The 11,472-nt window shown below is 63.8% G+C and carries 9 protein-coding genes; 2 read left to right on the top strand and 7 right to left on the bottom strand.

Translation table 11 applies throughout. The features are described 5' to 3' along the window. Window positions 1-584: ABC transporter substrate-binding protein (locus VIM95_RS20715; RefSeq protein ID WP_331989531.1), on the bottom strand; the 584-nt coding region annotated here is incomplete at its 3' end. Window positions 585-970: 386 nt separating this feature from the next. On the opposite strand from VIM95_RS20715, the gene VIM95_RS20710 reads away from it, so the two are divergent. After that, window positions 971-1,798, top strand: a complete 828-nt coding sequence (locus VIM95_RS20710; protein ID WP_331989529.1) for a substrate-binding periplasmic protein — start codon at window positions 971-973, stop codon at window positions 1,796-1,798. A gap of 79 nt (window positions 1,799-1,877) precedes the next feature. Here VIM95_RS20710 and VIM95_RS20705 read toward each other — a convergent pair whose 3' ends face one another. The 6 genes from VIM95_RS20705 to VIM95_RS20680 form a co-directional block, all read right to left on the bottom strand. Then, a complete protein-coding gene (locus VIM95_RS20705; RefSeq protein WP_331989527.1) occupies window positions 1,878-4,520 on the bottom strand; it encodes a TonB-dependent receptor in 2,643 nt (880 codons plus the stop codon). Window positions 4,521-5,018: 498 nt separating this feature from the next. After that, the gene (locus VIM95_RS20700) at window positions 5,019-6,797 is read right to left on the bottom strand and encodes an ABC transporter ATP-binding protein (RefSeq protein ID WP_331989525.1); all 1,779 of its coding nucleotides are present in this window, start codon (window positions 6,795-6,797) and stop codon (window positions 5,019-5,021) included. Then, complete coding sequence (locus tag VIM95_RS20695) at window positions 6,787-8,529, bottom strand: ABC transporter transmembrane domain-containing protein (RefSeq protein WP_331989523.1); 1,743 nt, start codon at window positions 8,527-8,529, stop codon at window positions 6,787-6,789. Before VIM95_RS20695 ends, VIM95_RS20700 begins: the two co-directional genes overlap by 11 nt. Window positions 8,530-8,640: 111 nt before the next feature. Then, window positions 8,641-8,916, bottom strand: coding sequence for a translation initiation factor IF-1 (infA, locus tag VIM95_RS20690; RefSeq protein WP_331989521.1), 276 nt, complete (start codon window positions 8,914-8,916; stop codon window positions 8,641-8,643). Between the two features lie 349 nt (window positions 8,917-9,265). After that, window positions 9,266-9,892, bottom strand: a complete 627-nt coding sequence (locus VIM95_RS20685) for a LysE family translocator (RefSeq protein WP_331989519.1) — start codon at window positions 9,890-9,892, stop codon at window positions 9,266-9,268. A gap of 13 nt (window positions 9,893-9,905) precedes the next feature. Further along, window positions 9,906-11,156: an MFS transporter gene (locus tag VIM95_RS20680; RefSeq protein ID WP_331989517.1), complete on the bottom strand. Its 1,251-nt coding sequence runs from the start codon at window positions 11,154-11,156 to the stop codon at window positions 9,906-9,908. Between the two features lie 101 nt (window positions 11,157-11,257). Here VIM95_RS20680 and VIM95_RS20675 point away from each other — a divergent pair. Beyond that, window positions 11,258-11,472, top strand: a 215-nt coding sequence (locus VIM95_RS20675) for a LysR family transcriptional regulator (protein ID WP_331989515.1), incomplete at its 3' end; no start/stop codon positions are given.

The raw sequence follows: 11,472 nt of genomic DNA, 5'->3' as shown, positions 1-11,472 counted from the left end.
CCCGCCAGCACGGCCTTGTTGTCCTTGAGGCGGGCTTCGATCTCGCTGCTGACGCTGCGACCCAGGGCATCATCGCCGGCCACCAGGGCAATGCGGTTGAGGCCGCTGCTGGCGGCGATGCGGGTGATCTTGGCGATCTCGTCGGCTGAGCTTGCGCGCAGGTAGTAGACCGGGCTGCCAGCCGGCAGATCGGTGCCCACATAGGGCGCGACCAGGGCGGCCGGCTGGCTGCTGAGCGCCTTGTCGGCCAGTACGGCGCGGACATTGTCTGCGCCGAAGTAGCCGAACAGTGCCACCGGCTTGTATTGGCTGACCAGCTTGCGACTCAGGGAGACCGTCGTGGCGGGCTCGCCACCGTCGTCCTCGACCACCAGGTTGAGTTGCCGGCCATTGAGGCCGCCACGGGCGTTGAGCTGGTCGAAATAGACCCGCGCGCCGGTGACGAAGTCCTTGCCGGTATCGCCATTGGGACCGGATAGGTCGGCGACCTGGACGATGTTGATGGGCGCGCTGGCGTTGGCGCCGAGCGACAGGGTGGAGAGCAGGCCAAGCGCCAGGCCTGCCAGTAGCGTAGGTGTGCGCATGGCGGAGTACCGGTATGGGGTAAGCGGGCTAGCATGCGGGGTGAATGTTATGTAGCGATGAAACTACGTAGCGCGGCTCGTGAGCTAGCGGACATCGAGTGGCGGATGGCTGCAGCGGGTGCGCCGCTCCCTTTATCTAGCCCCTGCCCCTCCCGCAGCTTTGCACGCACAGGTTCTAGGCGCTAAAGCGCCAAGAACTCTGGCAGCCGCTCTGCCGGCGGGGAACCTCGCTGCGCTCGTTGGCGATTTGAAGTGGCAGCATTCTCATCCCCTTGAGGTGCTCCTGGTTGGCGAACGTCCGGCGGTGTTTTTACCCGGCCGCGCGGCATCGCCAGCTTCTGGCGGCTTGGCTATAGTGGCGGACCATGTTTCTGCTGAATGCATACATGCGGTCTATTTCCTACCTGTTGCCACTGCTGCTTGCCCTGGCCGGTACCGTCCATGCTGCCGGCGGGCCGGATTGTTCGCGCAGCTATACCTTGGCGCTGCATGAACACGGCATGTTGTACCGGGCGAGTAACGATAGCGGGATAGACCGGGACTTTGCCACGGAGCTGATACGTCGCAGCGGTTGCCAGGTGGAGGTGAGCCTGATGCCGCGTTCGCGGATCTGGAAGCTGATCGAGGCGGGGGCGTTGGATTTCAGCCTGTCGGGCATAACCAACCCTGAGCGGGATGGTTATGCCAGTTTTGGCTGGTACTTCGCCAACAAGTACACCCTCTTGGTGCGCAAAGACACCAAGGTGAAGCAGCTGTCCGAATTCGAGGCGATCCCGCGTTTCAAGCTCGGGGTGATACGCAGCTTTCGCTACAGCGAGGTGATCAACCGCTTTGTCGATACCCTGGCGCAGGATGACCGGGTGATCGAATCGGTCAGCTATGACGTGCTCTACCGCAATCTGCAGCTCAATCGCATCCAGGCCGTGATCATAGAGCCCTTCGATTACTCCGATATGGACGACTACGGGGTGCGCGACCTCGTGAACGTGGTACAGACCGAGGACCAGGTGGTGCCCCATGGGCTGATCATGTCCAAGAAGCGCATCTCGGCACCCGAGGCGGACAAATGGCGGGCGCTGATCGATCAGATGCGGACCGACGGCAGCCTGCTGCGCATCTTCGAGAAATACTTCAGCAAGGATGAGGCCCGATCACTGGTCTACTTTGGCGAATGGGCCAAGCAGATGCCGGCCATGGCCGGCGGCGACCGGTAGTTGCGTCGGGTGCGCTGTAAAACAAAAAGCCACCCGAGGGTGGCTTTTTGCTTGTTGCGGACTACGGTGCTGGCTCGACTTACCAGAACTTGTAGTTGACCGAGGCGTAGTAGAAGCGGCCGCGGGCGTCGTACATGGCGGTGTCGGTGCCGGCCGCGTAACCGGCGACGTAGACGGCTTCGCGGTTGAACAGGTTGCGGATGCCAAAGCGCAGTTCGGTGTTCTTCAGGCCACGGTAGCCGACTTGCGAGTCGACGGTGGTGAAGGAAGCGACCTTGGTCTGGGCTTCGGCAGCGCCAGCGCCTTGGTAGTCGGCGCTGTAGCTGCTGGTGTAGTTCAGCTGCGAAGCCACGTTCCAGATGCCCTGGCTGTAGTCGAAGCGACCTTGGCCCTTCAGGCGCGGCACGGCCACATAGTAGAAGTTGTTGCCGACCTGGTTCACCACCTCGGTGCCGTCAGCGCTCCACTGCTTGAACTTGTTGGTGTAGGTCAGCGACAGGCCCGGGGCGAACTTGGCGCCGTTGGGCAGGGTCCACTTGCCGTTCAGTTCGAAGTCCACGCCGGAGAGGTCTTGGCGGTAGGCGTTGTAGTAGCTGTTGCGGACGTAGATGATCGCGCCGGGCACGCCATCGACGCTCGGGTTGCGAATGACGTTGGGGCTGTTGTTGTCAATCAGCGTCTGCACATCGTTCTGGGTGATGGCGTTGGTCTTCTTGATGCGCCAGAAGTCGATGCTGGTGTTGATATTGGCGGTCGGTTCCCAGACAAAGCCCAGGTTGTAGTTCTTGGACTCTTCCGGCTTGAGCTGGTAGCCGGCGGCGACGGAGCCGCCGCTACGTACTTCGATCAAACGGGTGTCGCAGTCGGTGGCGATGCCGGCGTTGCAACGGGCGGTATCGACATAGTCGTTGAAGCCGCCAGCCTGTTGGGCCTCATACAGCTGGAACAGGGTCGGGGCCTTGAAGGCGGTACCGTAGCTGGCACGGACCAGGAAGGACTTGCTCGGTTGCCAGCGCAGGGCGATCTTGGGGTTGGAAGTGCTGCCAAAGTCGCTGTAGTGGTCGTAGCGGGTGGCCAGTTGCAGTTCCAGGCTGTCCAGCACCGGTACGTTGAATTCCAGGAAGGCGGAATTCAGGTTGCGGTCGCCGTTGGTGTTGGTCGAGGCCGAACCGGTCTTGAGGCCTGCGGTGCTGATCGGATCGGCAGTGGAGCTCATCTCTTCCTTGCGGGCTTCACCGCCGAAGGCCATGGCCAGGGCACCGGCCGGCAGCTGGAGTACTTCGCCGCTCAGCTTGAAGTCGAACATGGTCAGCTTGGATTCGGAGTGATCCCAGCCGATGTAGCGGGCGCTGTCCAGGCCAGTCTTCTGGTTGCCGTAGATATTGGCGGTACCGTTGACGATCAGGTCAGCCAACACGTCCTTGCGGATCTCGTTGTTGTTGATCGTTTCGACCTTGGTCTTGCTCTGGGTGAGCGCGGTCTCCCAGCTCCAGTCCATGAAGTTGCCTTTGAGACCGATCAGGGCGCGGGTAGCGTCGGTGGTGATCTCGTCGTTACGCGGACCGTATTCGGTGATACGGGTGTTCATGTACACCTTGTCCGGGTTGCCGCTGAAGTAGCCAGCCGGGGCATGCTGGGCCAGGGCGGTCGCGACGGCGTTGCCGGTGGTGCCGGCGGCGAGGCCGCGGACGGAATCGACCGACAGGAAGTCGTTCTCGGTGCCCAGGGCGGAGGCGCGGCCTTCGACCTTGGTCTTGTTGCGGTTGAAGGCGAGCTCCGAGAAGGCCTTGATGTCCGGGGTAATGGCGAAGGTTCCGACCAGCAGGCCACCAACACGGGTCTGTTCGGGTTGCAGCTGCTCAACGCGGCCGAAGTCGTAGCGGCAGACGCCGGCGCGGATGAATTCGGCCGGGCAGTTCGGGCCGGCCTTGGGGGTGCCGCCGGCGCTGGTGTAGTAGTTGCCGAAGTCGCTGTAACCCGAGCGGCCGTCGTAACCCGAAGCGAATTGGCTGCGATGGTCGAAGGACTTGGTCAGGTCGCGGTCACGGAAGTAGATGGCGTCGGTCTTGGAGCCTTCCAGCGACAGCATCACGTTGTAGCGGTCGTCGGCCAGGCTGCCAAAGCCGATGGTGGCGCTGGCCTTGGTCTCTGCACCACCGGCATCGCCGTAGGCGCCAACGCGGAAGTTGGTCTCGAAACCTTGGTAGTCCTTGCGGGTGATGATGTTCAGCACGCCGGCAATGGCATCGGCACCGTACACGGCGGAGGCGCCATCCTTGAGGATCTGGATCTGCTCTACAGCCGACAGCGGCAGCGAGTTGAGGTCGACGAAGGCCACGGCGCCGTCAGAACCGCTCTGTTGGGCACCACCGTAGGCAGAGATGCGGCGGCCGTTCAGCAACACCAGGGTATCGCCAGCCGAGAGGCCGCGGAAGCCGACGGCGGAGGCGCCGGATACAAAAGAAGCGCTCGACTGGGTCTCGAAGGAGCCACCGCCGGCCACGCCGTTGTTCTTCAGCAGTTCGGAAACGGTCGAGGCGCCGGTCTTCTGGATTTCCTCTTTCTTCAGGATGACGACCGGGACGGGACCTTCCTTGGCCACGCGCTTGATGTTCGAACCGACGACTTCGATCTTTTCGGCGGAGGCAGCATCAGCGGCGAACGCGGACGCGTTGAAGCCGGCGAAGCCCATAAGGGCGACGGCCGAGGCGATTTTCTTCATTTGCATCGTGAATCTCTCAACTTGAAGCAGGCCGACGACGCCCAGGCAGCATGGCGTGGCCGGTATTGCAGTACGGGAAGATGCCCAGCCTGAGGCCAGAACCGTCGGGCTGACGGTGGCTTGTAAACCGGGCGTGAAACTGAAACACCCCAGAGACGTACTAAGGAGCGCGAGAGGATGGTACGGAGCCGCTATAGCGCGATCAATCCGTAAGTCTTTGATTTATTATATAAAATGGAAATATAAGTAAAATATGGTTTTCAAATATTAATTATGTAAATTACTGTTATTTTGTGTAATTTGTGTCGTATCGCCTTTGCGTATACGCAACGCCGTCAGTTCATTTGACGAAATGGATTGTGTGCACCGGGAAATCGTGCAGTTCTTTTCTGGTGTTCTATTTTCTTATAAATCAAATGGATAGATTTGGTATGTGGCATGCAAAGCGCCCGGAAATCCCGGGCGCTTTGCACTGATGGTCTGCCGCCTGGGAAGGTCTCAGCTCACTGGGGCATCCCCGCCGAGTTGCTGCAGCAGATAGAGCCGCTGGTAGATGCCTGCGTCGAGTGTCATCAGCACGTCGTGGTCCCCTTGTTCGGCAATGCGGCCATGGTTCAGCACGATGATGCGATCGGCATCGCGGATGGTGGAGAGGCGATGGGCGATGGCCACGATGGTGACCTTGCCGTGCAGTGCCGCCAATGCCTGCTGGACCACCTGCTCGGTTTCGGAATCGATATGGGCGGTGGCTTCGTCCAGGAACAGGATGCGGGGCCGGCCAGCCAGGGCGCGGGCGATGGCGATCAGCTGCTTTTGGCCGGTGGAGAGGCGAGCGCCGCCCTCGCCAAGCTGGGTGGCGTAGCCGTCTTCCAGGGCGGTGATGAAGTCATGGCAACGGGCCGCACGGGCGGCGGTCTCGATCTCTGCATCGCTGAGCGGCCGGCCCATGGCGATGTTCTCACGCACACTGGCGGCCAGCAGGAAGGGGTCTTGCGGCACCAGGCCGACGTCGGCACGGAAATCGTCGTCGCCAAACTGCGCCAGGGGCTTGCCATCGATACAGATCTGGCCGGACTGCGCCTGATAGAAGCGCAGCAGGAGGCTGAGCAGGGTGGACTTGCCACTGCCGGTATGGCCGACGATGCCGAAGAAGGACCCGGCCGGGATCTGCAGGTTAAGGTCGTGCAGTACCGGGTGGTCGGCTTGGTAGCCAAAGCTCAGGTCGTGCAGCGAGATCGCGCCCGCGTGAATGCGGGCACCGTCTTCGGCGGCGGAGGGGCGAGGCTCCAGCAGGAGGGTGTTGGCGCGCGAGGCGGCGACCACGGCCTGCTGCAGCTGGCTGAACTGCAGGGTGATCTGGATCAAGGGGTCGACCACCCGGCCGATATAGCTGACGAAGGCATACAGCACCCCGATCTCGACCCCGCTCAGGGCGCGCTGACCGAAGTTGTGGATCACGGCCGCGAGGAGCAGCACGTTCAAGAGGTCCAGCATGGGCCTCAGCAGCCAGGCGTTGGCCCGCAGTTCGGTGCGGCGGGCCGCATAGTGTGCTTGGTTGGTCTGGATAAAGCGCTCGTTGAAGCGCCGCTCGGCATTGCTGGCCTGCAGCACTGCCATGCCGGCAATGCTCTCGGCCAGCTGGGCGTTGATATCGCTGCGCAGCTCGCGAGCGCGGGCCACTGCCGGGGCGCTGAAGCGCTGGTAACCCCAGACGATCAGCACCACGGCCGGCATCATCACCAGCACGATCAGCATCAGCCGCCAATCAAGCCAGGCCATGGCAGTGATGGCGCCAAGCACCACGATGCTGCTGTCCAGCATGACGAACAGCACCTGCACATAGAGGTTCTTGACCTGTTCAGTGTCGTTGGTGACACGGCTGACCAGTTGGCCGGTGATGGCCTGGTCGAAAAACCGCATGGGTAACCGCAGCACGTGGCCATAGACCGTCTCGCGCAGGCGCCGCACCGAGCGCATGGCAACCCCGGCCAGCCGGCTCAGTTGCAGGTAACGGATCAAGCTGGCGCTCCAGCCCACCAGCAGCATGCCGCCCAGCAGGCTGACGATGGCCGGCCAGTCGAGCTGGCGCGGCAGGAGGTGATGGTCGATGAACTGGCGTCCCAGCAGTGGACCGAGCGCCTCCAGGCCCGCCGCCAACATCAGCCAGAGCGCGCCTTGCCAGAGGTGGCGGTGTTCGGGCGCCGCGGCGCTGCGCAACAGGGTGATGGCCTGCCGGCTACCCCCGGGGGCCGGTTTGCGATGGACTTCAGGCGGCATCGAGGCTGGCCTCCAGTTGTTGGTAGCGCCATTGGCTGGCATACCAGCCGTCACGTGCCAGCAGCCCGGCGTGATCACCGGCTTCTACCGCCCGGCCGTGCTGCAATACCAGGATGTGGTCGGCATCCATGACCGCCGAGAGGCGATGGCTGACGATGATGACGGTACGGTTGCGGCGCTGGTCGCGCAGATGGCTGAGGATGTCGGTCTCGGTCTGGGTATCGACCGCCGAGAGGGCGTCGTCAAGCAGCAGGAGCGGGGCATCGGCCAGCAGGGCGCGGGCGATGGCCACGCGCTGGCGCTGGCCGCCAGAGAGGGTGACGCCGCGCTCGCCCACGGGGGTATCGTAGCCCTGCGGAAAGCGCAGGATGTCCTCGTGTACCGACGCCAGTCGCGCCATGGCTTCGATCTCCGCGCGACTGGCGGTGGGCTTGGCGAGGGCAATATTGTCGGCCACCGAGGCCGAGAACAGGAAGGGTTCCTGCGGCACCCAGCTCAGCGCGGCGTGCAGGCTTTCCAGTTCATAGTCCTGCAGGTGCTGGCCGCCCCAGCGTATATCACCCTGTTGGGCGGCATACTGGCGCAGGATCAGGCGCACGATGCTGGACTTGCCTGATCCGGTCGGGCCGACCAGGCCTAGCGTCTGGCCAGGCTGCAGGCTGAAGCTGAGATTGCTCAAGGCCGGCTGGGCCTGGCCGGGATAGTACAGGCCTACCTGTTCGAACTGCAGCGGACCGGCCGCAATCGTGGTGACGCTGCCTTGGTCGACCATGCTGAGCGGTGCGTCGAGTACCGGTTGCAAGCGCCCCCAGGCGGCGCGGCCGCGTTCCAGCAGCGACAATACCCAGCCGGCGGCGAACATGGGCCAGATCAGCTGACCCAGATACATGGTGAAGGCGGTCAGTTTGCCCACGCTCATTTCGCCCTGCCAGACCAGATAGCCACCGGTGGAAAGCGCCAGCAGGCTGGCAGTGACCAGGGTGAGGCCGACCGCAGGCTCGTAGGCGGCCTCCCAGCGCTGTGCGCGCAGGCTGGCGGCCGCGGCGTGCTCTGCCAGCTCACTGAAGCGGGCCGCACTGCGCGCCTCCAGCCCCAGCGCACGCAGGGTACGCACGCCGGACAGTGTCTCCTGCACATGGTCGTTAAGGCTGCTGAAGCGCTCCAGGGCGTCGCGGCTGGCATGGTGGATGCGGTTGGAGATGCGCCAGAAGGCCAGCGCCATCAACGGGAAGGGCAGCAGGGCCACCAGGGCCAGGCGCCAATCCACCCCCAGGGTCATCATGGCGATCACCATGATCAGGGTGAGCGAGCCGTCGAAGCCAGCCAGCATGGCCTCGCCGGAGGCCATCTCGACGGCGTCCACATCATTGGTGGCCAAGGCCATCAGGTCACCGGTGCGCTGGGTCTGGTAGAAGCTGGGTCCTTGCAGGGAGAGCTGACGGTAGAGCCGGGTACGCAGCGTCACCCCCAGCCGGTAGCTGGCGGCAAACAGCTGCAATCGCCAGCCTACCCGCAGGAAATAGATGCCCAGGCCCGCTGCCAACAGGGCGGCCAGGCGCCAGCCCAGGGCGTCGCCACGCAATTCACCGGCGACCAGGGCGTCGACCATGCCGCCGACCTGGCGCGGGATCCAAACGGTCAAGAGGCCGATGACGGCCAGCATCAGTGCCGAAGCGGCATAGGGGCGCCAGTTTTGGCGGACGAACTGGCCGATCAGCCGGGACAAGGTCATGCGTTTACACCATATGAGTGGGTGCGGGCGTGGACGCGATTCTAACGGTGCGGGTGCGCCAAATGACAAAACGGCACCGCCGGGGTGCCGTTTTGATCGGGGCCGTAGCGCTTAGCGACGGTTGTACTGGCCCGGGCGGCGCGGGCCACCACCACCGGATGCCTTCTCGTCCTTGTGACGGAAGCTCACGCGGGCCTTGGTCAGGTCATAGGGCGACAGCTCGACGGTGACCTTGTCACCTTCGAGGATACGGATGCGGTGCATACGCATCTTGCCCGAGACGTAGGCGATCAGCTCCATGCCGCTCTCCAGCTTCACGCGGAAGCGGGTATCAGGCAGTACTTCGGTGACAACGCCTTCCATTTCAATCAGTTCTTCTTTTGCCATGCTCGAATGGTTCTCCGGCACGGCGCGGCGACGAATGGTGTGCCACGACGTGCTGCTTGCTAGGGATAAGGACCCCCAGCCGCGACAGGCGGCTGGCAAGGGCGCTAGGGTCGTTACAACAGAGGTGGGCCATGGCGACGGCTGGCACTGCCTCTGCAGGAAAGGTGGTACGGACTTGCTCGGGAGGGCGGGTCTCCCCGCCGTAATATTGCCGCGCCGACTGCGGCAAGGAGGATCGCATCGGCCGACATTATACAGGCTGAGTGGCGCCAACTGGCGGCTTATTTTCCTGATAGACCAAGCGCTTGCCGCATTTGGGGTGCGGTAGCGGGGCGCTTGGCCGCGTGGCTCAGGCGCGGCGCAAGCGCAGCAGCGCCAGCCCCAGCAGGATAAAGCTGGCGCCCGAGAAGCGGCCGAAGCTGCGCGAGCGTAGCAGGCCGACAAAGCGGGTCTGGGCCACCGAGGCGAGGCTGGCGTAGCTCATCAGGGCGCCGAAGGAGAAGGCCATAAAGGTCAGGGTGAGCAGCAGGAACTGGCTCAAGAGGTTGAGCTCGGGCTGGATGAACTGTGGAAACAGCGCCGTCAGAAAGAGGATGGCCTTGGGGTTGGTAAGCGCCAGCAAGAGGCCTTCACGGTACAAGGCATGGCCCGGCCGGGCCTCGTGGCTGCGCTGCGGACGCGCACTGGCCTGGCCTGCATTGCGCCATTGCTTGATACCCAGCCAGATCAGATAGCCGGCGCCCAGCCACTTCATGATGCTGAACACCAGCGCCGAGGTCTGCATCAGCGCGCCCAGGCCCAGCATGCTGACGCTGGCGAGGCAGAACAGGCCGCTGATATTGCCAAAGGAGGAGAACAGCGCGCGCTTCCAACCATGATGGGCACCGTTGTGGATGGCCAGCATGACGGCGGGGCCAGGGGTAAAGACGGAAACCAGGGCGACGGCGCAGTAGGTCAGGTAAAGCGTAAGCGGCATGAGCAGTGGGCGATCAGGTGGGCTTGGGTTCGAGCTTGCGCAGATGCAGGGCGATGGCGAGGCAGGCCACCAGGATAGCCGCGAGGAGGGCAGCCACGCCGTGCCAGCGGTCGACCGCCCACATGAGACCGGAGGCCGAACCCAGGAGGCTGGAGCCCAGATAGTAGCTGGTGAGGTAGATGGACGAGGCCAGGGTCTTGGCGCGGGTGGCGCGGCGGCCCACCCAGGAACTGGCGACCGAATGGGCGGCGAAGAAGCCGAAGGTGAACAGCGCTATGCCGATGATCACCAGCAATAGCGACTCCGCCATGGTCAGCAGGAGGCCGCCGAGGGTGAGTAGCACCGTCAGCCACAGCACCTTGCGGCGGCCCAGGCGGTCGGCCAGTTGGCCGGCCCAGGCCGAGGAGAACATGCCCACCATATAGAGCGAGAACACGAGGCCGATCAGGCTGGGACGCAGGCTGAAGGGGGCGCTGCCCAGGCGGTAGGCGAGGTAGTTGTAGAGGCTGACAAAGCAACCCATCAAGAGGAAGGCCAGCAGGAAGAACCAGGGTAGGCCGCCATCGGTGAGGTGGCCGCGCAGGTCGAGCAGAAACTGGCGACCATCGAAGCGACCGGGGCGGAAGTGGTGAGAGGCCGGCAGATAGCGCCAGAACAGGCTGGCGCTACAGAGGCCTACCAGGCCTAGCACGGCCAGGGCCACGCGCCAGGAGTACCAGTCGCCCAAGAGCGAGGCGATCATGCGCCCGCACATGCCGCCCAGTGCGTTGCCGGCGATCAACAGGCCGATGGCGCGGCCCAGCGAAGCCGGGTCGATCTCTTCGCTCAGGTAGGCCATGGCCACTGCCGGCATGCCGGCCAGCGCCAGCCCCAAGAGGCCGCGCAGGACGAGGATGCTGGCGTAGTCCTGGGCCACGGCGGCCAACAGGTTGAGCAGGGCGGCGAGACCCAAGGAACAGAGCATGACCGGGCGGGGCCCAAAGCGCTGGGCCAGCATGCCGGCCGGGATCAGGCCGATGGCCAGGAGGCCGGTGGAGACCGAGACGACGCCGCTGGCAGCGGCCGGAGAAAGGCTGAAGTCCTGCGAGAAGGCCGGCATCAGGGGTTGCAGGCCGTAGAGATTGGCAAACGCCGCAAAGCCACCGAAGAACAGCGCCCGGGTGGCCGCCCGGTAGGCCGGCGTGCCGGCGACCGCCTTGGGCGGGACGGGCTCCGGGCTGGTGGCAAGATCGGTGGGCGTGGCGGCGATGAGGCTGGGTGGCATGGAACGTAAGCCTGGGTGCGACGGATGGGCTGATGCTAGAACTGCTGTTACCATGAGTCCAATAGATGTTTCTGCATCAATTCATATAGTTGGAGATATGAATGGAGCTGCGCCACCTGCGCTATTTCGTTACCGTTGCCGAGGAACTGCACTTCACCCGTGCAGCTGAGCGGCTGCATATTGGCCAGCCGCCTTTGAGCCAGCAGATCCAGGCGCTGGAGGCCGAGCTGGGAGTGCAACTGTTCAGCCGCAGCAAGCGGCGGGTGACGCTGACCGAGGCGGGCGAACGCTTTTTGCTGCGGGCGCGGGCCATCCT

This window comes from Chitinimonas sp. (assembly GCF_036568685.1).
In the GTDB taxonomy this organism is placed as follows: domain Bacteria; phylum Pseudomonadota; class Gammaproteobacteria; order Burkholderiales; family Chitinimonadaceae; genus Chitinimonas.
This window is presented reverse-complemented; position numbering and strand designations above follow the sequence as displayed.